Source organism: Aeromonas sp. S41-2, assembly GCF_027705845.1.
GTDB classification, from domain to species: domain Bacteria; phylum Pseudomonadota; class Gammaproteobacteria; order Enterobacterales; family Aeromonadaceae; genus Aeromonas; species Aeromonas hydrophila.
In genome coordinates, this window is the sequence record NZ_JAPDCG010000007.1 from 89608 (window position 1) to 111219 (window position 21612).

The window sequence follows — 21612 nt, forward strand, 5'->3', positions numbered from 1 at the left end:
CCCGGTGATCGGCGATCTCGCTCACACAGATGTAAACGATTACACTGAATTTGTTAAGTAAAACAGGGTAAAAATGCGCTAAATGCAGGTAAAAGGCGAAGGCTCCGGATCAAGCGCCGCAAAAACGGCGATCCGGAGCGGTAAACGGAGGTAAATGAAAGGGATCAGCTTCGAACGGGAGCCACCGAGTGGCGGTTGATCAGGGTCGGGGTGTAAATGCGGCTCTGCACCACCTCGCTTTCCCCCGCCGCCAGCTGCAGTGCCAGCTTGGCCGCCTGGGCTGCCATCAGTTCAACCGGATAGCGCATGGTGGAGAGCTTGGGGCGCAGGTATCTGGCATAGATGATGTCATCGAAGCCCACCACCGACACCTCCTCCGGCACCTTGAGGCCGTTGTCCGCCAGCACCGAGATGGCCCCCGCCGCCATGGCATCGTTGTAGGCCACCACGGCCGTGATGGGCAGCCCCTTGGCCAGCAGGTTGAGCATGGCGCGCTCACCGCCCTCCTCGTTGGGCATGCCGCTCTCCACCAGCTCGGGATCGGCGCGCAGCCCCGCCTCGGCCAGCGCATCCTGATAGCCCTGCAGCCGCAGGATGGCATCCTCGATGGCGTGATCCGAACTCAGGAAGGCAATGTGGCGGTGGCCCAGCTCCAGCAGATGGCGGGTCGCCGTGGCGGCCCCCTGCCGGTTGTTGAGTGCGATGCAGCGCCCCTTGAGTGCCGGGATGTCGCGGTTGATCAGCACCATGCCGGGCACCCGCAGCGCGTAGTCGATCAGCTCCTCGTCGCTCAGCGCCTTGCTGTGCACCACCAGTGCCTCGCAGCGCTTGCCGATCAGCAGTTCGATGGATTCGCGCTCCTGCCGTGCCTTGTGAAAACCATTACCCATCAACAGGTGCAGACCCTGTTCCACCGCCACCGCGGCCACCCCCTTGACCAGGGCGCCGAAGAAGGGATCCGCCACGTCGCCCACCAGCACCCCCATGGTGTCACAGGTCTGGCTGACCAGTGCCCTCGCGTTGGCATTGGGGGTGTAGCCCAGTTCGGCCATGGCCTTCTGTACCACCTCGCGGGAGGCGGCACTGGCCTTGGGTGAGTTGTTCATCACCCGTGAAACCGTTGCCACCGATACGTTGGCCAAACGGGCGACATCCTTGATGGTACTCATGCTGTTTTCACTTATTTCACGGCTCGGGATGGCGCCATTATACCGAGCAATGTCACTGATAACAGGGGGGAAAACCATATTGCTGAAATGATGACCATCAAAACAAGTGTAATCGTTTACACATATTTGTTAGCCAGTTCACAGTTTGCCCGCCGGCCCCTCGGCTAGACTCCTTCACAGGCTTTTTTCAGCGTGGAGATGAGGATGAAAGTACTGGTCACCGGCGGCTGCGGCTACATCGGCAGCCACACCTGCCTAGCACTGCAAGCGGCTGGCATGGAGCCCGTGGTGGTGGACAACCTCTGCAACAGCAAGGCGGGCGTACTGGCTCGCATCGCCGCCATCAGCGGGCGCGAGCCCCGCTTCTATCAGGGGGACATCCGTGACCCGGCTCTGCTGGATCGCATCTTCAGCGAGCAACGGATCGACGCCGTGATCCACTTTGCCGCCCTCAAGGCGGTCGGCGAGTCCACCCGCCTCCCCCTCGCATACTACGAGAACAACCTGAGCGGCACCCTGGTATTGCTGCAGGCAATGCAACGGGCCGGCGTCCATAACCTGGTGTTCAGCTCGTCGGCCACCGTCTACGGCGACCCGGCCAGCACCCCCATCCGGGAGGATTTCCCGCGCAGCGCCACCAACCCCTACGGCCGTTCCAAGCTGATCATCGAAGAGATCCTCGAGGATCTGCAGCGGGCCGAGCCGCACTGGAGCATGACCCTGCTGCGCTACTTCAACCCGGTCGGCGCCCACGAGTCGGGCACCATGGGGGAAGATCCCCAGGGGATCCCCAACAACCTCATGCCGTTTTTGACCCAGGTCGCCATTGGCCGGCGCGATTACCTTTCCGTCTTTGGTAACGATTACCCCACCGTCGACGGCACCGGCGTACGCGACTACATCCACGTGATGGATCTCGCCGAAGGGCACGTCAAGGCGCTGCAGCACTGCGCCAGCAAGGGCGGCGTGCACGTCTACAACCTGGGCACGGGCCAGGGCCAGAGCGTGCTGCAGATGGTCGCGGCGTTCGAGACGGCCAGCGGCCGCCCCTTGCCCTATCGCATCGAACCAAGACGCCCGGGCGACATCGCCGAATGCTGGGCCGATCCCGCCAAGGCCGAACGCGAGCTGGGCTGGCGTGCCCGGCGGGATCTGGCCGCCATGTGTGCCGACAGCTGGCGCTGGCAATCCGCCAACCCCCAGGGGTACGAGGCGTGATGTCCGTTTTGCTCCCTTCTCCCGTCGCGGGAGAGGGGCCACAGATGAGAGGCGCACCCGCCCTCATCACTGCCCGCAATTCCTTTTATTGAGCTTGAGGAGTGATGATGTTCAACCCGGTTGATCACCCCCACCGTCGTTTCAACCCGCTGACCGGCCAATACGTGCTGGTATCCCCTCATAGAGCCAAGCGCCCCTGGCAGGGCCAGGTCGAGAAGGTGAGCCAGGCGCCGAGCCAGGCCCATGATCCCGACTGCTTCCTCTGTGCCGGCAACAAGCGCGTCACCGGCGACCAGAATCCCGACTATCGGGACACCTTCGTCTTTACCAACGACTTCGCCGCCTTGATGCAGGACACCCCGGCCGCCAGTGGCGAGCAGGATCCCCTGCTCAAGCTGGAAGCCGCCCGTGGCACCAGCCGGGTCATCTGCTTCTCGCCGGATCACGGCAAGACCCTGCCCGAGCTGCCCCTGCCTGCCATCGAGCAGGTGATCACCACCTGGATGGAGCAGGTGGCCGAGCTGTCGGCCCAGTGGGAGTGGGTGCAGGTGTTTGAAAACAAGGGCGCCGTCATGGGTTGCTCCAACCCTCATCCCCACGGTCAGCTGTGGGGCAGCGACTTCCTGCCCAATGAAATTGCCCGCGAAGAGCAGCACCAGCGCGACTGGCTGGCGGAGCACGGCCGCCCGCTGCTGGTCGACTACGTGGAGCGGGAGCTGCAGGATCGCTCCCGCATCGTGGTGGAGACCGCCCACTGGCTGGCGGTAGTTCCTTTCTGGGCGGCCTGGCCGTTCGAGACCCTGCTGCTGCCCAAGCGCCACGTTCCCTCCCTGCTCGACCTCACTCCCGAGCTGCAGCAGGATCTGGCCATCGCGCTCAAGGAACTCACCAGCCGCTACGACAATCTGTTCGAGTGCAGCTTCCCCTACTCCATGGGCTGGCACTTTGCCCCGCCCCGCTCCGACTGCCCAGAAGCGTGGCAACTGCACGCCCACTTCTATCCGCCGCTGCTGCGCTCCGCCACGGTGCGCAAATTCATGGTGGGCTTCGAGATGCTGGCCGAGACCCAGCGTGACCTTACCCCGGAGCAAGCCGCGGAACGGCTACGGGCGCTTTCCCCCATTCATTACAACCAGACCAATCAGGCCAACGAGGAGGCCCTATGACCCCGAGCCAGCGCGTCAGCGCCGTGTTTGCCGAGCAGTTTGAGCAACAACCCGACCTGCTGGTGCGGGCCCCCGGCCGCGTCAACCTCATCGGCGAGCACACCGACTACAACGACGGCTTCGTGCTGCCCTGCGCCATCGACTACGAGACCTGCGTCGCCATCGGCCTGCGCGATGACAGTCTGGTGCACGTGATCGCCGCCGACTACGGCAACCAGCGCGACCTGTTCGATCTCGACCAACCCATCGGCCACCATGCCGACCAGCGCTGGAGCGACTACATCCGCGGGGTGGTGAAGTACCTGCAGGAGCGGAGCTATCCGCTGCGCGGCCTCAATCTGGTGGTCTCCGGCAACGTGCCGCAGGGGGCCGGCCTCTCCTCTTCTGCCTCGCTGGAGGTTGCCATCGGCCAGGCTTTCAAGGAGGCGCTGGGGCTCGCCATCACGCAGGCCGAGATTGCCCTCAACGGCCAGCAGGCGGAGAACCAGTTCGTCGGCTGCAACTGCGGCATCATGGACCAGATGATCTCCGCCAGCGGCAAACAGGATCATGCCCTGCTGCTCGACTGTCGCTCGCTGGAAACCCGGCTCATCCCCATGCCCACCGATCTGGCGGTGCTGATCGTCAACTCCAACGTACGCCGCGGCCTGGTGGACAGCGAATACAACACCCGCCGCCAGCAGTGCGAAGCAGCCGCCCGTCACTACGGGGTCAAGGCGCTGCGCGATCTGGATCTGGCGGCGCTGGAAGCGGGCAAGGCCGGGCTGGATGAGGTCTGCTATCGCCGTGCCCGTCACGTGGTGGGCGACAACAGCCGCACCCTGGCCGCCGCCGACGCGCTGGCGCAAGGGGATCTGGTGCGCCTCGGCGAGCTGATGGCCGACTCCCACGCCGCCATGCGCGATGACTTCGAAATTACCGTGCCCGCCATCGACGGTCTGGTGGAGATCATCAAGGCCAGGATCGGCACCGAGGGCGGTGTGCGGATGACCGGTGGCGGCTTCGGTGGCTGCGTGGTCGCCCTGCTGCACCCCGACAAGGTGGCCGAGGTGATCGCCGCGGTCGATGCCGAGTACCCGGCCCGCTTCGGCCTCAAGGCCGACAGCTACGTCTGCCGCGCCAGCGCGGGGGCGGGCAAACTATGAGTCCATTTATGATGCAGACCGACGGCCATGTCTGCCGGATCGGCAACACAGGTGCAGGCACACTATGAGCGACGCCATGATCCCGTTCGAGCTGGAAAACGAGGAGGGGCTGCGCCTGCGCGGCCTCGATTTTGGCGCCACCCTCACCTCCCTCACCCTGCCGGTGGCGGGCGGGCGCCGCGAAGTGCTGCTGGGCTGCGCCGATGAGGTCTACCCTGCTCAGCAGGTGTGGCTGGGGGCGGTGGCGGGGCGCTTTGCCAACCGCATCGGCAACGCCGAGCTGCTGCGCGACGGCCAGCGCTGGCCGCTGGATGCCAACCAGTCACCCCACTGCCTGCACGGCGGACGGGCGGGGTTTCATCGCCAGCACTGGCAGCTCAAGGAGCGGGAGGCGGACCGGGTCAGGCTGACCCTGCTCTCCCGGGCGGGGGATCAGGGCTTTCCCGGTAACCTGCGGGTCACGCTGGAGTACCGGCTGGAGCAGTGCGATCTGGTGGTGGATTTCGTCGCCAGCACGGATGCCCCGACCCCGGTCAGCCTCACCAGCCACACCTACTTCAATCTCGATGGACAAGCCGCCGATGGCGATGTCCGCGATCACCTCATCCGCCTCAATGCCGACCGTTTCCTGCCGACCGACCCGAGCGGGCTCCCGCTCGCGATCGCACCGGTGGAGGGGCCGTTCGATCTGCGCCACGAACGCCTTATCGGACAAGAGTGGCTGAGCCACCCCCAGCAGCAACAGGCCAAGGGGTATGACCACGCCTTCGTGCTCAACGGGCCGAGCGCCGAGTGGGCGGCGCGGGTGGTCTCGGGGGATCGCCAGCTGGCGATGGAGGTCTACACCAACCAGCCCTCGCTGCAGTTCTACACCGGCAACTGGCTGGCCAATACGCCAGCACGCGATGGCCAACTCCATCAGGATCACGCCGGCTTCTGTCTGGAGGCCCAGCAGCTGCCGGACAGTCCCAACCGGCCCGAGCTGGGGGATCCCTGGCTGTTGCCGGGGCAGACCTATCGCCACCAGACCCGTTATCGCTTTATCGCCGCCGGCTGACCTCGGCGCCCTCCGCCAGACCTGCGCTGACCACCCCAGGCGAGGCCGGGGCAGCGTCACCGTTTCGCGGCACTCTGGCTACACGCTGGCCCCGTGCACTCTGCTCCATGCCGACATGGCGGATGAAGAGGGCGCGGGGTCACCCGTCACATCCGCTCGCACACAAGTTCACGCAAGGAGTCGTTATGGATGATCACTACCTCGCCGCCCCCGACCGCTACCAGCGCCAGCCCTATCGACCCGCCGGTCGCCACGGCCTGCGTCTGCCCGGTATCGGTCTCGGCCTCTGGCACAACTTCGGCGCCGAGTGCGATCCCGCCACCGCAAAAGCCATGGTGCACCAGGCGTTCGATCTGGGTATCACCCACTTCGATCTGGCCAACAACTACGGGCCGCCGCCGGGGTCGGCCGAGATCACCTTCGGCAAGCTGCTCAAGGGGAGCCTGGCTCCCTATCGGGACGAGCTCATCATCGCCAGCAAGGCGGGATACATCATGTGGGATGGCCCCTACGGCGATGGCGGCAGCGCCAAATACCTGTTTGCCAGCCTGCACCAGAGCCTGCGCCGGCTCGGTCTCGACTACGTGGACATCTTCTATCACCACAGGCCGGATCCGCGCACCCCGCTGGAAGAGACCTGTCAGGCGCTGGCCCTGATGGTTCGTCAGGGCAAGGCGCTCTACATCGGCCTCTCCAACTACCCGGCCCCGCTCGCCGCGCAGGCCGCCGCCCGGCTGGCGGAACTGGGCACCCCCTGTCTGGTCAATCAGCTCAAATACTCCCTGTTCCAGCGCGATATTGAAGCCGAAACCCTGCCGGTCTGCCGCGAGCACGGCATGGGGGTGGTCGCCTTCTCCCCGCTGGCCGGCGGGCTGCTGAGCGATCGCTACATGGCCGGCATTCCAGCGGATTCGCGCGCCGCCAGTGCCAGCCCCTTCCTCAAGCCCGAGCAGATCACCGCCGGCAAGCTGGCCACCATCCAGGCCCTGCACGCGCTGGCGCAGCAGCGGGGCCAACCGCTGTCGCAACTGGCGCTGCAGTGGGTGCTGCGCGACTCTGTGGTGAGCTGCGCCCTGATCGGTGCCAGCAGCCCGCAGCAGATTGTCAGCGCGGTGGAAGCCAAGGCCCAGCCCCCGCTGGATGCGGCGCTGCTGCAGCAAATCGAGGGGATCCTGGCCAGCCAGGACACCGCCTGATCGAGGCCGATGCCGACAGCGAACAGACCTGACCCGAACGAAAACCCATGGCCCCACCGTCGATCCCGCCGGCGGGGTCTGGCGCCGACACAATATTCACTGGTTGCCCGCCCGATTTTCCTCCATCATTGGTCGCCCCTGGCTCGGCTCGGGGCCGACTTCATCCGGACCAATAATCAAGAGATCTGAAACATGACAGAGTCTTACGCCCTGTTTGTCGCCTTCGTGCTGGGCATAGTGGAGGGCCTGACCGAGTTCCTCCCCGTCTCCTCCACCGGCCACATGATCATCGTCGGCCACCTGCTTGGCTTCGACGGCCCCAAGGCTGCCACCTTCGAAGTGGTGATCCAGATGGGCTCCATCCTGGCGGTGGTCGCCGTGTTCTGGCGCCGCCTGTTTGGCCTGATCGGCATCCACTTCGGCCAGAAACCGGCGCAGGGACACGCCACTCTCTCGCTGGTACACATCATCCTCGGCATGCTGCCCGCCGTGATCATCGGCCTCGCCATCCACAGCTGGATCAAGGCTCATCTGTTCGGCCCGCAAACCGTGATGTACGCCCTGGTGGCCGGCGGCATCCTGCTGATCATCGCCGAGAAGTTCCGCCCGGCAGTGCGCTCCGAAACCCTGGACGACATCAGCTACAAGCAGGCGCTCGGCATCGGTCTGTTCCAGTGTCTGGCGCTCTGGCCCGGTTTCTCCCGCTCCGGTGCCACCATCAGCGGCGGCATGCTGATGGGGATCAGCCGCCAGGCGGCGGCCGAGTTCTCCTTCATCCTGGCGGTGCCCATGATGGTGGCGGCCAGCGGACTGGATCTCTACAAGAGCCGGGATCTGCTCTCCATGGCCGACTTCCCCATGTTCGCGGTGGGCTTCATCACCGCCTTCGTGGTGGCCATGATCGCCATCAAGACCTTCCTGGCGCTGATCCGTCGCCTCGACTTCATTCCGTTCGCCATCTACCGCTTCGTGGTGGCCTTCGCCGTCTATCTGGTGTTCGTCGCCTGATCCGGCCACGACACCATGCAAAAAGGGACCTCGAGGGTCCCTTTTTTATTGCTGCCATGGCTCAGTAGAGGCGATGGCTGATGCCGTTGAGCAGCCGCGACAGCCCCTTGGTGAACTGCACCGGCGCATCCTGCACCGTGTAGCAGAGGCAGCCGTCCGGGGTGTGCGGACTGTGGGCGTGGCTGGCATCACGCCAGATGAAGTCCCCCGCCTGATAGCGGGTGTCGCCATCTTCGATGGTGCCAGCCAGCAGCAAGGTCAGCTCATAGCCCTTGTGGGTATGCTCCGGGATGCGGCCACCCGCCTCTATGTGCAGCAGGTTGGCGCGGGCCCCCTGCTCGTCGAGCGGCAGGCTCACCTGCCGGATGGCACCGATGTGGCGCCAGCTGGGGGCGTGGTGACGTGCCAGCACCCGCGGCAACCGGTACGACTGGCCCGCCACCTGCAGCTCGGGCTGGACCGCCGCCGACTGACTCAACGCGGCCGCACTGGCCACCGGCTGCTGCAGGATGCCGGCCAGCATGGCATCGAACGCCGCCGGCAGCGGCTCGCACTCTTCGGCCGGCGCCAGGTATTGCCGGGCCAGCTCCTCTTCGCAGGCCCGCAGCCGGGCCGCGCAATCGGGGCAGAGCTCGCAGTGAGCGGAAACGCCGACGGCCAGCGGCAGGGGCAGTTCGTCGGCGGCAAAGGCGCGCAACATGGCCTGAACGGGATGGGCTTTAATCATGGCCTTGCTCCACTTGTTCCTTCAATTTTTGTAATGCCAGTCTGAGGCGGGATTTGATGGTGCCGAGCGGCACGCCGAGCCGGTCCGCCAGCTCCTGCTGGGAGAGCTCCTGCAGGTAGATGCCGCGCACCACCTGCTGCTGCGGTTCCGGCAGGGTGCCGACGTAATGGGCCATCTGGCGGGTCAGCACGGCGTCTTCGCCGCCGCTCAGGTGCTCCTCTTCCGCCCTGAACTCCAGCATGGGCCACAGCTCCTCGGCACACAGCTCTTCTTTGCTGGCGCGGCGTCGGCGCAGCATGTCGAAGCCCTGATTGCGCATCACGGTGTAGATCCAGGTGGTGGCAGCCCCCTTGTCGGGGTGATAGAGCCGGGCCTTCTGCCACACCAGCAGCATGGTCTCCTGCACCAGTTCCATGGCGTTGGCCTCGCTGCCGAGGTGGCGCAGCCCGTAGCTGCGGATACGCGGGGCAAAGTGCTGGAACAGGGTGGCGAAGGCGGCCTTGTCGCCATGCTCGGCCACCCGCACCAGCAGGGATTTCAGATCGCCGACGGGGTCATCCATGGGGGGCGATATCCTGTGCGGAGTCGATTGTGATTGGCCAGTATATGCCATGGCGCCGTACCTTGAAGAGGGTGATGAGTGCCAATACGTGCGCCGCGGCAAAAGGATCACCGGCGCCGTATCAAAGAGGGTTCAGTGGCTGGCGACCAGCAACCCGCTCAGCAGGGAGAGCGCCGGCTGGTTGTCTTCCGCCGCCACCAGCCACTGCTTCTGCTCCACCGGGATCGGCAGCACCTCCAGCCAGCGCTGGGCCACCCAGCTGGCATCGCCCCAGTCGGGGTTGCGATAGAGGGCCGCGTATTCCGGATAGTCCTCGAACACCTCCTGCAGCGCCCTGGCCAGCGAGTGCTGATCGGCATTGAGCCGGCCGGTGCGCCAAGGGGGCAACTGCTCCACCTCCCCAAGCCGCAAGCCGTCTGCCTCCTGCCACAGATCGGTGATCCTGACCCGCTCCATGCCGAGCACCGTGATGCCGAGCAGGCCGTCCGGCAGTTGATCGAAGTCGACGATCCGCACCCGGGTGGCGATGGGGTACATGTTGCGCAGCGCATCGGGCTGGCGGGGATCGAGCATGCAGAGGGCGAAGCCCTGATCTCCCGCCTGGGCGATCATGCGCTGGTATCTGGGCTCGAAGATGCGCAGCGGCATGATGCCGCCGGGCAGCAGATGGGCCGAGAGGGGAAACAGCGCCAGTTTCATCGACAGATTCCTCGGTAAAAGGTCCCTGTTGATACGACCGTGCCGACGGGGCAGATCATTCAGAACGAGTTGGAATAAAAAACCCCTTAACAATCAGGGGAAAATAGCCTGGACAAGCCGCTTCGATATGCAGTAGAAATGGATAAGCACCACAATTTCCGTCCAATATTCTGGATTACGGTGCCAAATGCAGTGAAATATCCGCCCGTCCAACTCCGGCGGGCCGTCCCTATAGTTTTCTCGGGCCGATGCGGGTAAAATTCACGCCCTTATATATCAGTCATTTTTCGACGCGCAACCTTGGTGGTCAGTTATGAAAGAGCATATTCATCATCTACTTGAACAAACGGTAGCCAATCTGAAGTCAGCGGGCGTCCTGCCGGCGGACCTGGAAGCCCGCGTGCAAGTAGACCGATGCAAGGAGAAGGCTCACGGCGACCTGGCCACCAACCTGGCCATGCTGCTGGCCAAACCGGCCCGCAAGAATCCCCGTGAGCTGGCCGCTGCCATCATCGAGCACCTGCCCGCCTCCGATCTGATCGCCAAGGTCGAGATCGCCGGCCCCGGCTTCATCAACTTCTTCTTCGACCCGAGCTGGCTGGCCGGTCAGGTGGAGGCCATGGTCGCCTCTGCCAACGCCAACGTGAAGCTGCCGGCGCCGCAGACCGTGGTGGTGGACTACTCCGCCCCCAACGTGGCCAAGGAGATGGCGGTGCACCACATTCGTTCCACCGTCCTCGGTGACGTGGCCGCCCGCGCGCTGGAGTTCCTCGGCCACAAGGTGGTGCGTGCCAACCACATCGGCGACTGGGGTACCCAGTTCGGCATGCTGATCGCCTATCTGGAGAAGATGGCCAACGAGCACGCCTCCGACATGGAGCTGCGCGATCTGGAAGCCTTCTACACCCAGGCCAAGCGTCACTACGACGAAGACGAAGCCTTCGCCGAGCGCGCGCGCAACTACGTGGTCAAGCTGCAGGGCGGCGATGAGTACTGCCGCACCATGTGGAAGAAGCTGGTCGACATGACCATGGAGCAGAACCAGCGCAACTACGACCGCCTGAATGTCTCCCTGACCAACAAGGACATCATGGGCGAGTCCATGTACAACGACATGCTGCCGGAGATCGTCGCCGATCTGAAAGCGCGCGGCCTGGCAGTCGAGAGCGAAGGCGCCACCGTCGTCTTCCTGGACGAGTACAAGAACAAGGATGGCGAGCCCATGGGCGTCATCATCCAGAAGAGCGATGGCGGCTTCCTCTACACCACCACCGACATCGCCTGTGCCAAATACCGTTACGAAACCCTGGGCGCCGACCGGGTGATGTACTTCATCGACTCCCGTCAGCACCAGCACCTGATGCAGGCCTGGACCATCACCCGCAAGGCGGGCTATGTGCCGGAATCCGTACCGCTCGAGCACCACGCCTTCGGCATGATGCTGGGCAAGGACGGCCGTCCTTACAAGACCCGTTCCGGTGGCACCGTCAAGCTGGTCGAACTGCTGAACGAAGCCGAAGAGCGCGCCAGCGCCCTGCTGGAGAGCCGCAACAGCGACCTCTCCGCCGAAGAGAAGGCCCAGGTGGTACACGCCATCGCTATGGGCGCGGTCAAGTATGCGGATCTCTCCAAGAACCGTACCACCGACTACATCTTCGACTGGGACCTGATGCTCTCCTTTGAAGGCAACACGGCGCCATACCTGCAATACGCCTACACCCGTATCCAGTCCATCTTCCGCAAGGCCGGCGTCAATGCCGACACCCTGAGCGGTCATGTGATCCTGAACGAGGAAGCGGAAGAGGTGCTGGCCCAGAAGCTGATCCAGTTCTCCGACGCGGTCAACGGCGTGGCGGACAAGGGCATGCCGCACCTGCTCTGTACCTATCTGTACGAGCTGTCCGGCAACTTCATGACCTTCTACGAAGCCTGCCCGATCAACAAGGATGGCGTCGACGAAGCGACCCGTCAGAGCCGCCTGCTGCTGTGCGCCGCCACCGCCAAGGTACTCAAGCTGGGTCTGGGCGTACTGGGCATCCACACCCTGGAGCGCATGTAATAGATGGCGACCCGGGATTATGTCGGCAGCCGCCCGCGACGTCGGGCGGGTGGTCGCAACACCAAGAAAGCGGCACCTCGCCGCTTTCCTGTTATCCCGGCCCTGCTGGCCGGGGCGCTGCTGGCAGGGTTCGGCGGCTTCCTCTACACCATCAGTGGCAAGGGTCATGATGCCCCGACCATCGAAGAGCAGGTGAAAGCCAACAAGCCCAAGGCACAGAACAACGGTCTGCCGCAGGAGAAGTGGAGCTATATCGAACGGCTGGAGAACAAGCAGGTCGATATCACCGAGCCGCCGCCCCAGCCGGGCGTGCTGCCACCACCGCCGGCGGAAACCATGACCCTGCAGCCGGAGAAGCTGCCGCAACCGGTGCCGACCGACATTCCCCAGCCGGGTACCCCCATCGGTCAGGTACAGCCCTACAAGCCGCAACCGGTACAACCGGCCAAGCCGGCGACCGGCGCACCGGTGGCCAGTGCCCAGGAGCAGGTGATCGACCGCAAGGCCGAACGGGATCGGATGGAGCGGGAGCTGCGTGCCGAACTGGAGCGGGAACGGGCCGAGGCCGCCAAGGCCAAGGCGGCGACCCCGCCCGCGACGGCCGACAACGAACGCTACATGATGCAGTGCGCCGCGCTGCGCTCGCAGGATTCCGCCGAATCGCTCAAGGCGCGCATCGCCTTCACCGCCGGGCTCTCTTCCAGCCTGCAGGTGGTCAACGGGGCCGGTGGCGCCGTCTACAAGGTGATGGTCGGTCCCTTCAGCGGCAAGGCGGCGGCCGATGCGGCCAACCGCAAGCTGCAGGGCTCCGGCATCAGCGGCTGCATCCCCAAGAAGGGCTGATCGCCGCATGCATACCACAGGGCCGGGTGGCAACACCCGGCCCTGTTTCTTTTGGTGCCAGTTGCCACCGCGCCTCTCCCGTCCCGTCTGTCTCGCCACACCGCAGGCTTGAAAAGCCGGTTTGCCATCCCCATCTTTCTTGCCATGCACAGTCAGGCCGTCATTCGGCTCAAGCGAGGTAAGTAAAGTGACTACCATAGTTTCAGTTCGCCGCAACGGTCAGGTCGTCATCGGTGGCGATGGCCAGGTTTCCCTTGGCAACACCGTCATGAAGGGCAATGCCCGCAAGGTTCATCGCCTCTACAACGGCAAGGTACTGGCTGGTTTCGCCGGCGGCACCGCCGATGCCTTCACCCTGCTCGAGCGCTTCGAAGCCAAACTGCAGGCCCATCAGGGCAACCTAGAGCGCGCCGCCGTGGCGCTGGCCAAGGACTGGCGTACCGATCGCGCCCTGCGCCGCCTCGAGGCCCTGCTGGCCGTCGCCGACGAGCACAAATCCTTCATCATCACCGGCAACGGTGACGTGGTGCAGCCGGAACACGATCTCATCGCCATCGGCAGCGGCGGCAACTTTGCCCAGTCCGCCGCCATCGCCCTGCTGGAAAACACCGAACTCGACGCCAAGAGCATCGTCGAGAAGTCCCTCAAGATTGCGGGCGACATCTGTGTGTTCACCAACGGCAACCACACCATCGAAGTGCTGGATTATTCAGCTAAATAAGTCGGCGAAATAGGGCCGCCAAATAAGGCCGCCAGCCAAACCCCATTTTCCAAGGGGTGGGCCCTGCCCGCCCCGGATACAGGAACGCCATCATGTCCGAGATGACCCCGAGAGAAATCGTCCACGAGCTGGATCGTCACATCATCGGCCAGGCCGACGCCAAGCGCGCAGTCGCCGTCGCCCTGCGCAACCGCTGGCGCCGGATGCAGCTCGATGAAGAGATGCGCCATGAAGTGACCCCGAAAAACATCCTGATGATAGGCCCGACCGGCGTCGGCAAAACCGAGATTGCCCGTCGTCTGGCCAAGCTGGCCAACGCTCCCTTCATCAAGGTGGAAGCGACCAAGTTCACCGAAGTGGGCTATGTCGGCAAGGAAGTGGACAGCATCATCCGCGATCTGACCGATGCCGCCATCAAGCTGGTGCGCGAAACCGAGATGGAGAAGATGAAATACCGCGCCGAGGAAGCCGCCGAAGAGCGCATCCTCGATGCCCTGCTGCCCAACCCGCGCAACAGCTGGGGCGAGGAAGAGAAAGCCGACAACTCCAACACCCGCCAGATCTTCCGCAAGAAACTGCGGGAAGGTCAGCTGGATGACAAGGAGATCGAGCTGGAGCTCGCCGCCTCCCCGATGGGCGTCGAAATCATGACCCCGCCGGGCATGGAAGAGATGGCCAACCAGTTGCAGGGGCTGTTCCAGAACCTGGGCCAGAACCAGAAGAAGAAGCGCAAGATCAAGGTCAAAGAGGCCATGAAGGCGCTGATCGAAGAGGAAGCGGCCCGCCTGGTCAATCCGGAAGAGCTGAAGCAGAAAGCCATCGCCGCGGTCGAGAACAATGGCATCGTCTTCCTCGACGAGATCGACAAGATCTGCAAGCGTGGCGAGAGCTCGGGCCCCGATGTCTCCCGTGAAGGGGTACAGCGCGACCTGCTGCCGCTGGTCGAGGGCTGCACCGTCAACACCAAGCACGGCATGGTCAAGACTGACCACATCCTGTTCGTCGCCTCCGGCGCCTTCCAGATCGCCAAGCCGTCTGACCTCATCCCAGAGCTGCAGGGCCGCCTGCCGATCCGGGTCGAGCTGACCGCGCTGACCACCGATGACTTCGAGCGGATCCTGACTGAGCCGAACGCCTCGCTGACCGATCAGTACCAGGCGCTGATGGCTACCGAAGGAGTCAAGATCGAGTTCACCAAGGATGGTATCCGCCGTCTGGCCGAAGCGGCCTGGCAGGTCAACGAGCGCACCGAGAACATCGGCGCCCGCCGCCTGCACACCGTGATGGAGCGCCTGATGGAAGACATCTCCTACGACGCCTCCGAGAAGTCCGGCGAGACCTTCGTCATCGACACCGACTACGTCAACGCCCACCTCGGCAAGCTGATTGAAGACGAGGATCTGAGCCGCTTTATCCTGTAAATCGAGAACGAGGAGCTGAGCGGTTTAATCTCCTGTAAGCGAACCGCTCAATCTCATAACAAGACGCCTCCCCTGTGGAGGCGTCTTTGTTTTCAGCCCCCTCCTGACTCGCAGCCTGCCCGGGTCGCATCGTCAGTCGTACTGCACTGGTCTCTTCCCGCCAGCCAGAGCGCGGCCAGCAGCAACACGCCGCTCAGGGCGAAGCTGGCCTGCATGGCAAAATGCAGCTCGCTGGCACTGGCGACGGCAGGATCGCCCCCTCCCGCCAGACCGGCAAACAGGGCGCCGAGCCCGGCCGCCCCCGTCAGCTGACCCAGATTGCGCGCCAGGGTCAGCAGCCCGGCCACGGCACCCCGCGCATGTCCGCCGCAGCCACCCATCACGGCGCTGTTGTTGGCGGTCTGAAACAGGGCGTAGCCGGCGGTCAGCAACAGGATCGGCAGCAGATAGCCGAGCGGGCCAAGGGCTGGGCTGAGCATCGCCAGCAAGGCCGCGGCGCCGCTCATCAGCAGCAATCCCAGCCGCACCACTGTGATGGCGCCGACCCTGTCCACCAGCCAGCCGGCGGGCAGCCCAGTCAGTGCCGCCAGCAGGGGCCCGCCCGAGATGAGCAAGCCGCTGGTGAGCGGGTCGAGCCCGAATGCCCCCTGCAGATAGAAGGGGCCGATCAGCAGGGTCAGCACCATGATACCGGCCACCAGTGCACTGGCCGCCAGACCACCGCGCAGCCGACGGGTCCCCAGCAGCGCCAGCGGCAACAGGGGGGCGGCAGCGCCCAGTTCGCTGCGCACCAGCCAGGCGGTGGCCAGCAGCGCCCCGCCTCCCAGCCAGAGGGCCAGCGCCCTCGTCGAAGTGAGGGCCAGCCCATAGCAGAGCAGCGCCACCAGCAAGAGCGACAGACTCGCCAGATTGAGCCCCTCTCCCTCTGTGCACGCCTCATCCCGAGGCAAACCGAACAGACCGCAGACCAGCGCCAGCAGGCCGATCGGCAGCAGCGCGAGAAAGGCTGGCTGCCAGCCGGCAACATCCAGCAGCAGACCGCCAAACGAGGGGCCGAGCGCCGTGCCGCAGGCCGAGAGGGTACCGAGCAGCCCCATGCCCCGGCCGCGCCGGGCCGGCGACACCAGCTGGCCCACCATGGCCAGCGAGAGCACCAGCATACAGGCCGCTCCCGCCCCCTGCAGCACCCGGGCAGCGAGCAGCCAGCCGATGGTCGGCGCCAGCGCGCAAAGCAGGCTGGCCAGCACAAACAGTCCCATGCCCCACAGCAGCAGGCGGCGCCGGCCGAACCTGTCCCCCAGCCGGCCCGCCACCACCGTCAGGCAGGTGAGCCCAAGCAGATAGGCCACCAGCACCCACTGCAAGCTGGCGAAGGGAACGGCAAAGTCCGCGCCCAGTGCCGGCAGCAACATGCTGGCCATGCTCCCCGCCAGCATGGGCAACAGGGTGGCGAGGCCAAGCGCCAGCAGACCGAGGCGGCGCGCAGCGGGGGGTAAAACACGGGTGAAGGGTGACATGATCCGGGCTCCACAAAGGGGTGATGACGACAAGGCTAGTGGGGTCGGTGAACAGGCGGAAGACACACCAGTTGCAGCTTATCAATGCACTGGACGCCATATGAGGGGGCCCGTTCTCGGGTATGATGAAGCTGGCCCCTTGCACCCACCTCGATGAAGGCATGCACATGAGCACTCCCGACCTCAACCTGCTGATCACCCTGGATGCCCTGCTGGACGAAGGCAGCGTGGCGGGCGCGGCCAGACGACTGGGCCTGAGCCCCTCCGCCATGAGCCGGGCCCTGGCCAGGCTGCGGGAGACCACCGGCGACCCGCTGCTGGTGCGGGCCGGCCGCGGCCTGGTACCCACCCCCAGGGCGTTGCTGCTGCGCGAACAGGTCGGCCGGCTGGTGCAGGAAGCCGAGGAGGTGCTGCGCCCCCGGCTGGAGGTCGACCCGGCGCGGCTGGAACGCACCTTCACCCTGCGCGCCAGCGAGGGGCTGGTGGAACTGTTCGGCGCCGCCCTGCTGAGCCGGCTCGCCGCCGAAGCGCCGGGGGTGCGGCTCCACTTTCTGGCCAAACCCGACAAGGAGAGCGGCCCCCTGCGCAGCGGCGAGCTGGATTTCGAGACCGGGGTGATCAGCGCCACCACGGCGCCCGAGCTGCGTACCCAGGCGCTGTTTCAGGACCACTTCGTCGCGGTGGTGCGGCCGGGCCATCCACTGTGCGATGGCCCGCTGACCGCCAGCCACTATGCCGAGGCGCGTCACGTGCTGGTGTCCCGCCGCGGCCAGCCCCACAGCCCGGTCGATGAGGCGCTGACCAAGCTGGGGTTGACCCGCACCGTCGCCACTCTGGTCCCTGGCTTTGCCACCGCGCTGGCGCTGGTGCGCGGCAGCGACCTGGTGGCCACGGTGCCGGAGCACCACTGCGCCGCCCTGCTGGGCGATCTGGTTGTGCGGCCCCTGCCCTTCACCCTGCCCGGGATCCGGGTCGCCCTGCTCTGGCACCCCCGGCTGGACGCGGATCCGGCCCACCGCTGGCTGCGCACCCTCATTCGCGACATCTGCGCCCAGAACCCCTACCGCCCCCTGCCGTAGGGCTCTCCCCTCGCCAAACTGCCAATGAAGGAATCTTTCACGCCTTTTGGCAGTACGGGCCTTGCTTTGCGTGGTCAGCCAGGCCGCCCCTGCTGCTGCGGTCCCGATCCGCATTCCGCCACCAATTGCACCACTGGTATACCTATTTATGTATAGCTTTGAATTATCAGGAATTACCCCTGAGGGGATATATAAATAGACACTTGATTTGCATCAATCGTCTGCCCCTGCCGACTGGGTAGCCTAGCCTCAGAATGATGTTTTATTACTCCAAACTTGAGGCAACTATGAGCAAAGTCAGACTGGTCGTTGTGGGCAACGGCATGGTGGGGCACCGCTTCATCGAAGAGCTGATCGAGCGGGCCGACCCGGGCCGCTACGAGATCACCGTCTTCGGTGCAGAACCCCGTCCCGCCTACGATCGCGTCCATCTCTCCTCCTACTTCTCCCATCACACCAGCGAAGATCTCTCCCTCGTCAAACCCGGTTTCTACGACAAGCACGGCATCCGCCTGCTGCTCGGCGAAGCGGTGAAAAAAATCGACAGGGCCAACCGCGAAGTGCACTCCAACAAGGGCACTGTGGTCGAGTACGACAAGCTGGTGCTGGCCACCGGCTCCTACCCCTGGGTGCCGCCCATCCAGGGCAGTCAGCACCACGAGTGCTTCGTCTATCGCACCATCGAGGATCTGAAAGCCATCCGCAGCGCCGCCAAGAGCGGCAAGAGCGGGGTGGTGATCGGGGGCGGTCTGCTTGGCCTCGAAGCCGCCGGCGCCCTCAAGGCACTGGGTCTCGAGACCCACGTGGTGGAGTTTGCTCCTGTGCTGATGGCAGAGCAGCTCGATGGTCAGGGCGGCCAGCTGCTGCGCCGCAAGATTGAATCCATGGGCGTGCAGGTGCACACCAGCAAGAGTACCAGCGAGATCCTGATGCACGGCGGCCGCGACGCCCAGCACCGCCTCGCCTTCGCCGACGGCAGCCAGCTGGAAGTGGACGTGGTGGTCTTCTCCACCGGCATCCGCCCGCAGGATACCCTGGGCCGTTATTGCGAACTGGCCATTGCCGACCGTGGCGGCGTGCTGATCGACGATCACTGCCTCACCTCCGACCCCGACATCTACGCCATCGGCGAGTGCGCCGCCTGGCAGGGCCGCTTCTTCGGCCTGGTGGCACCGGGCTACAAAATGGCCCAGATCACCGTCGACCATCTGCTCGGCGGCGACAGCCGCTTCGAAGGGGCGGACATGAGCGCCAAGCTCAAACTGCTCGGTGTCTCCGTCGGCTCCATCGGTGATGCCCATGGCCGCACCCCGGGCAGCCACAGCTATGTGTTCCAGGACGACCAGGCCGGCGTCTACAAGAAGATCGTGGTGAGCGAAGACAACAGCCGCCTGCTCGGCGCCGTGCTGGTGGGTGACGTGGATGACTACGGCAACCTGCTGCAGATGATGCTCAACGCCCTGCCGCTGCCGAGCCACCCGGACACCCTGATCCTGCCCGCCTACGCCGGTGCCAAACCGACCCTGGGGGTGGATGCCCTGCCGGAAAGTGCCCAGATCTGCTCCTGCTTTGACGTCTCCAAGGGCGACATCGCCAAGGCGGTGGCCGAGGGTCACACCACCCTGGCCGCCATCAAGCAGCACACCAAGGCCGGTACCGGCTGCGGCGGCTGCGTGCCGCTCATCAGCCAGGTGCTCAACGCCGAGCTGGTGAAGCAGGGCATCGAGGTCAACAACCACCTCTGCGGCCACTTCCCCTACTCCCGTCAAGAGCTGTTCCACCTGGTCAAGGTGGAGGGGATCAAGAGCTTCGACGAGCTGCTGGCCAAGCACGGTCACGGCCATGGCTGCGAGGTGTGCAAACCGACCGTCGGCTCCATCCTCGCCTCCTGCTGGAACGACTATGTGCTGAGCCCGCTCAACACCCAGCTGCAGGACACCAACGACATCTTCCTCGGCAACATGCAAAAGGACGGCAGCTACTCCGTCATCCCGCGCATGGCCGGCGGTGAAGTGACCCCGGAAGGGCTGCTGGCGGTGGCCGAAGTGGCCCGCGACTACAAGCTCTACACCAAGATCACCGGCGCCCAGCGCATCGGTCTGTTCGGAGCCCAGAAGGATGATCTGCCCGCCATCTGGCGCAAACTGCTGGCGGCCGGTTTCGAGACCGGTCAGGCCTACGCCAAGGCGCTGCGCATGGCCAAGACCTGCGTCGGCAGCACCTGGTGCCGCTTCGGCGTGCAGGACAGCGTCGGCCTCGGGGTCTTCCTCGAGAACCGCTACAAGGGTATTCGCACCCCCCACAAGATGAAGTTCGGTGTCTCCGGCTGTACCCGTGAATGTGCGGAAGCCCAGGGCAAGGACGTCGGCATCATCGCCACCGACGCGGGCTGGAACCTCTATGTAGGCGGCAACGGCGGCATGAAGCCACGCCACGCCGACCTGCTGGCGTCTGACCTCAACCGCGAGACGCTGATCAAGCTGATCGACCGTTTCATGATGTTCTACGTCACCAGCGCCGACAAACTGCAGCGCACCTCGGTCTGGCTCGGCAATCTGGAAGGAGGCGTCGACTACCTGCGCGAGGTGATCGTCGACGACAAGCTGGGGCTGGCCGACACCCTGGAGCGCGATATTCAGCGCCTTATCGACAGCTACGAGTGCGAATGGTCGCGCACCCTCAACGAAGAGCAAGCGTTGCAGCGCTTCAGCCACTTCATCAACAGCGACAAGCGCGACCCGGACGTCCAGTTCGTCAGCGAGCGCGACCAGCACCGACCGGCCACCCCGGCCGAGCGCATCCCCGTCTACCAGATCGAGGTGGAAACCAAATGATGAAATTAGCCTGCCAACTCAACGACATACTCCCTGGCACCGGCGTCTGTGCTCTGCTCGAAGGGCGCCAGATCGCCCTGTTCCGCCCGAGCGCGGCGGCCGAGGTGTTCGCCATCGACAACCGGGATCCCTTCTTCGCCGCCAACGTACTGTCGCGCGGCATCGTAGGTGAACACGAGGGTGAGCTCTGGGTCGCCAGCCCGCTCAAGAAGCAGCACTTCCGTCTGCGCGACGGCCACTGCCTCGAGAACGCCGCCATGTCGGTGCAAAGCTATCCCGTTGAAGTACGCGACCAGCAGGTCTGGGTCGCCGTCTAAAGCCGATTTCACTCTCTTTCGGGCTGCCCGCGGGCGGCCCTCTTGAAGGAAACAAAGATGTATACCGAAACCATCAACAAGTGCGCCGCCAACGCGGCCCGCATCAACCGCTTCGAGCGCAGCGACAAGCTCGGCTTCTGGCTCAGCTCCGCCATGGCGGGGGCCTATGTGGGCCTTGGCATCATCCTCATCTTCACCCTGGGCAACCTGGTGGATCCGAGCATCCGTCCGCTGGTGATGGGAGCCACCTTCGGCATCGCCCTGACCCTGGTCATCATCGCAGGCTCCGAGCTGTTCACCGGCCACACCATGCTCCTCACCTTCGGGGTGAAGACCGGCAAGATCGCCATGGCCGATCTGCTGCGCATCCTGCCGCAGACCTGGGCTGGCAACCTGCTCGGCTCCATCGCGGTGGCGCTGATCTACTCCTACGGCGGCAGCCTGCTGCCGGACGCGGGCAGCCTGGCGCACAAGGTGGCGCTGGCCAAGACCCAGGCACCGGCGCTGACCCTGTTCATGAAGGGCGTGCTGTGCAACTGGCTGGTCTGCCTCGCCATCTGGATGGCGCTGCGCACCGAGGGTGCCGCCAAGTTCATCGCCATCTGGTGGTGCCTGCTGGCCTTCATCGCCTCCGGCTACGAGCACTCGGTCGCCAACATGACCCTGTTCGCCCTCTCCTGGTTCGGTGCCCATTCCGAGGCCTACACCCTGGGCGGCATCGGCCACAACCTGCTGTGGGTAACCCTGGGCAACACCGTCTCCGGCGCCCTCTTCATGGGCCTCGGCTACTGGTATGCCACCCCCAAGGCTGAGCGCCCGGTCGCGGTGAGCGAGACCACCACCACTGCCAGCCAGACCCAAACCGCCTGATCAG

At 64.8% G+C, this 21612-nt stretch carries 19 protein-coding genes; 14 read left to right on the forward strand and 5 right to left on the reverse strand.

Annotated elements, in window-relative coordinates; all coding sequences use genetic code 11:
- Nucleotides 1–164 precede the first annotated feature (164 nt).
- Nucleotides 165–1169, reverse strand: coding sequence for a substrate-binding domain-containing protein (locus OKC44_RS16520; protein ID WP_268037682.1), 1005 nt, complete (start codon nt 1167–1169; stop codon nt 165–167).
- Between the two features lie 204 nt (nt 1170–1373).
- Here OKC44_RS16520 and galE point away from each other — a divergent pair, with 204 nt between their 5' ends.
- From galE to bacA, 6 genes are all read left to right on the forward strand, one after another.
- The gene (gene galE / locus OKC44_RS16525) at nt 1374–2387 is read left to right on the forward strand and encodes a UDP-glucose 4-epimerase GalE (protein WP_270814158.1); all 1014 of its coding nucleotides are present in this window, start codon (nt 1374–1376) and stop codon (nt 2385–2387) included.
- Nucleotides 2388–2494: 107 nt separating this feature from the next.
- Entirely contained in the window at nt 2495–3553 is a 1059-nt protein-coding gene (locus tag OKC44_RS16530) for a UDP-glucose--hexose-1-phosphate uridylyltransferase (protein WP_042862890.1), read from the forward strand.
- Nucleotides 3550–4698: a galactokinase gene (gene galK / locus OKC44_RS16535; protein ID WP_270814160.1), complete on the forward strand. Its 1149-nt coding sequence runs from the start codon at nt 3550–3552 to the stop codon at nt 4696–4698. Before OKC44_RS16530 ends, galK begins: the two co-directional genes overlap by 4 nt.
- Nucleotides 4699–4762: 64 nt before the next feature.
- Complete coding sequence (gene galM / locus OKC44_RS16540) at nt 4763–5755, forward strand: galactose-1-epimerase (RefSeq protein WP_270814162.1); 993 nt, start codon at nt 4763–4765, stop codon at nt 5753–5755.
- A gap of 185 nt (nt 5756–5940) precedes the next feature.
- The gene (locus OKC44_RS16545) at nt 5941–6951 is read left to right on the forward strand and encodes an aldo/keto reductase (RefSeq protein ID WP_270814165.1); all 1011 of its coding nucleotides are present in this window, start codon (nt 5941–5943) and stop codon (nt 6949–6951) included.
- A 192-nt stretch (nt 6952–7143) separates the two neighbouring features.
- Nucleotides 7144–7959: an undecaprenyl-diphosphate phosphatase gene (gene bacA / locus OKC44_RS16550; protein WP_011707770.1), complete on the forward strand. Its 816-nt coding sequence runs from the start codon at nt 7144–7146 to the stop codon at nt 7957–7959.
- A gap of 61 nt (nt 7960–8020) precedes the next feature.
- On the opposite strand, the gene OKC44_RS16555 is transcribed toward bacA, so the two are convergent.
- The 3 genes from OKC44_RS16555 to OKC44_RS16565 all read right to left on the reverse strand — a co-directional run bounded on the left by OKC44_RS16555 (nt 8021) and on the right by OKC44_RS16565 (nt 9947).
- Entirely contained in the window at nt 8021–8686 is a 666-nt protein-coding gene (locus OKC44_RS16555; RefSeq protein ID WP_270814167.1) for a ChrR family anti-sigma-E factor, read from the reverse strand.
- Nucleotides 8679–9248, reverse strand: a complete 570-nt coding sequence (locus OKC44_RS16560) for a sigma-70 family RNA polymerase sigma factor (RefSeq protein ID WP_270814169.1) — start codon at nt 9246–9248, stop codon at nt 8679–8681. Before OKC44_RS16560 ends, OKC44_RS16555 begins: the two co-directional genes overlap by 8 nt.
- Before the next feature lie 132 nt (nt 9249–9380).
- The gene (locus OKC44_RS16565; protein ID WP_043164119.1) at nt 9381–9947 is read right to left on the reverse strand and encodes an LON peptidase substrate-binding domain-containing protein; all 567 of its coding nucleotides are present in this window, start codon (nt 9945–9947) and stop codon (nt 9381–9383) included.
- A 313-nt stretch (nt 9948–10260) separates the two neighbouring features.
- Between OKC44_RS16565 and argS the strand changes: the two genes are divergently transcribed.
- The 4 genes from argS (at nt 10261) to hslU (ending at nt 14991) form a co-directional block, all read left to right on the forward strand.
- The gene (argS, locus tag OKC44_RS16570) at nt 10261–12006 is read left to right on the forward strand and encodes an arginine--tRNA ligase (protein WP_166464314.1); all 1746 of its coding nucleotides are present in this window, start codon (nt 10261–10263) and stop codon (nt 12004–12006) included.
- A 3-nt stretch (nt 12007–12009) separates the two neighbouring features.
- Nucleotides 12010–12849, forward strand: coding sequence for an SPOR domain-containing protein (locus OKC44_RS16575; protein ID WP_011707775.1), 840 nt, complete (start codon nt 12010–12012; stop codon nt 12847–12849).
- A gap of 187 nt (nt 12850–13036) precedes the next feature.
- Nucleotides 13037–13570 (forward strand): ATP-dependent protease subunit HslV, encoded by a 534-nt coding sequence (gene hslV, locus OKC44_RS16580; protein ID WP_005306539.1) that lies wholly within the window; start codon nt 13037–13039, stop codon nt 13568–13570.
- Between the two features lie 92 nt (nt 13571–13662).
- A complete protein-coding gene (gene hslU, locus OKC44_RS16585; protein WP_011707776.1) occupies nt 13663–14991 on the forward strand; it encodes an HslU--HslV peptidase ATPase subunit in 1329 nt (442 codons plus the stop codon).
- Nucleotides 14992–15083: 92 nt separating this feature from the next.
- Here the strand turns inward: hslU and OKC44_RS16590 are convergent, their stop codons facing one another.
- Nucleotides 15084–16508: an MFS transporter gene (locus OKC44_RS16590; RefSeq protein ID WP_270814173.1), complete on the reverse strand. Its 1425-nt coding sequence runs from the start codon at nt 16506–16508 to the stop codon at nt 15084–15086.
- Between the two features lie 167 nt (nt 16509–16675).
- Here OKC44_RS16590 and OKC44_RS16595 point away from each other — a divergent pair, with 167 nt between their 5' ends.
- The 4 genes from OKC44_RS16595 (at nt 16676) to nirC (ending at nt 21608) form a co-directional block, all read left to right on the forward strand.
- Complete coding sequence (locus OKC44_RS16595; protein WP_270814178.1) at nt 16676–17587, forward strand: LysR family transcriptional regulator; 912 nt, start codon at nt 16676–16678, stop codon at nt 17585–17587.
- A 287-nt stretch (nt 17588–17874) separates the two neighbouring features.
- Nucleotides 17875–20421, forward strand: coding sequence for a nitrite reductase large subunit NirB (gene nirB, locus OKC44_RS16600; protein WP_270814180.1), 2547 nt, complete (start codon nt 17875–17877; stop codon nt 20419–20421).
- Entirely contained in the window at nt 20421–20738 is a 318-nt protein-coding gene (gene nirD, locus OKC44_RS16605) for a nitrite reductase small subunit NirD (RefSeq protein WP_016352322.1), read from the forward strand. The genes nirB and nirD overlap by 1 nt, the downstream gene beginning before the upstream one ends.
- Nucleotides 20739–20795: 57 nt before the next feature.
- Entirely contained in the window at nt 20796–21608 is an 813-nt protein-coding gene (gene nirC, locus OKC44_RS16610) for a nitrite transporter NirC (protein WP_270814181.1), read from the forward strand.
- Nucleotides 21609–21612: the final 4 nt, after the last annotated feature.

Coding starts and splice junctions, on each gene's coding strand:
- OKC44_RS16520 (WP_268037682.1), bottom strand. CDS start 1,169: ATGAGTACCATCAAGGATGTCGCCCGTTTGGCCAACGTATCGGTGGCA.
- galE (WP_270814158.1), top strand. CDS start 1,374: ATGAAAGTACTGGTCACCGGCGGCTGCGGCTACATCGGCAGCCACACC.
- OKC44_RS16530 (WP_042862890.1), top strand. CDS start 2,495: ATGTTCAACCCGGTTGATCACCCCCACCGTCGTTTCAACCCGCTGACC.
- galK (WP_270814160.1), top strand. CDS start 3,550: ATGACCCCGAGCCAGCGCGTCAGCGCCGTGTTTGCCGAGCAGTTTGAG.
- galM (WP_270814162.1), top strand. CDS start 4,763: ATGAGCGACGCCATGATCCCGTTCGAGCTGGAAAACGAGGAGGGGCTG.
- OKC44_RS16545 (WP_270814165.1), top strand. CDS start 5,941: ATGGATGATCACTACCTCGCCGCCCCCGACCGCTACCAGCGCCAGCCC.
- bacA (WP_011707770.1), top strand. CDS start 7,144: ATGACAGAGTCTTACGCCCTGTTTGTCGCCTTCGTGCTGGGCATAGTG.
- OKC44_RS16555 (WP_270814167.1), bottom strand. CDS start 8,686: ATGATTAAAGCCCATCCCGTTCAGGCCATGTTGCGCGCCTTTGCCGCC.
- OKC44_RS16560 (WP_270814169.1), bottom strand. CDS start 9,248: ATGGATGACCCCGTCGGCGATCTGAAATCCCTGCTGGTGCGGGTGGCC.
- OKC44_RS16565 (WP_043164119.1), bottom strand. CDS start 9,947: ATGAAACTGGCGCTGTTTCCCCTCTCGGCCCATCTGCTGCCCGGCGGC.
- argS (WP_166464314.1), top strand. CDS start 10,261: ATGAAAGAGCATATTCATCATCTACTTGAACAAACGGTAGCCAATCTG.
- OKC44_RS16575 (WP_011707775.1), top strand. CDS start 12,010: ATGGCGACCCGGGATTATGTCGGCAGCCGCCCGCGACGTCGGGCGGGT.
- hslU (WP_011707776.1), top strand. CDS start 13,663: ATGTCCGAGATGACCCCGAGAGAAATCGTCCACGAGCTGGATCGTCAC.
- OKC44_RS16590 (WP_270814173.1), bottom strand. CDS start 16,508: ATGTCACCCTTCACCCGTGTTTTACCCCCCGCTGCGCGCCGCCTCGGT.
- OKC44_RS16595 (WP_270814178.1), top strand. CDS start 16,676: ATGAGCACTCCCGACCTCAACCTGCTGATCACCCTGGATGCCCTGCTG.
- nirB (WP_270814180.1), top strand. CDS start 17,875: ATGAGCAAAGTCAGACTGGTCGTTGTGGGCAACGGCATGGTGGGGCAC.
- nirD (WP_016352322.1), top strand. CDS start 20,421: ATGAAATTAGCCTGCCAACTCAACGACATACTCCCTGGCACCGGCGTC.
- nirC (WP_270814181.1), top strand. CDS start 20,796: ATGTATACCGAAACCATCAACAAGTGCGCCGCCAACGCGGCCCGCATC.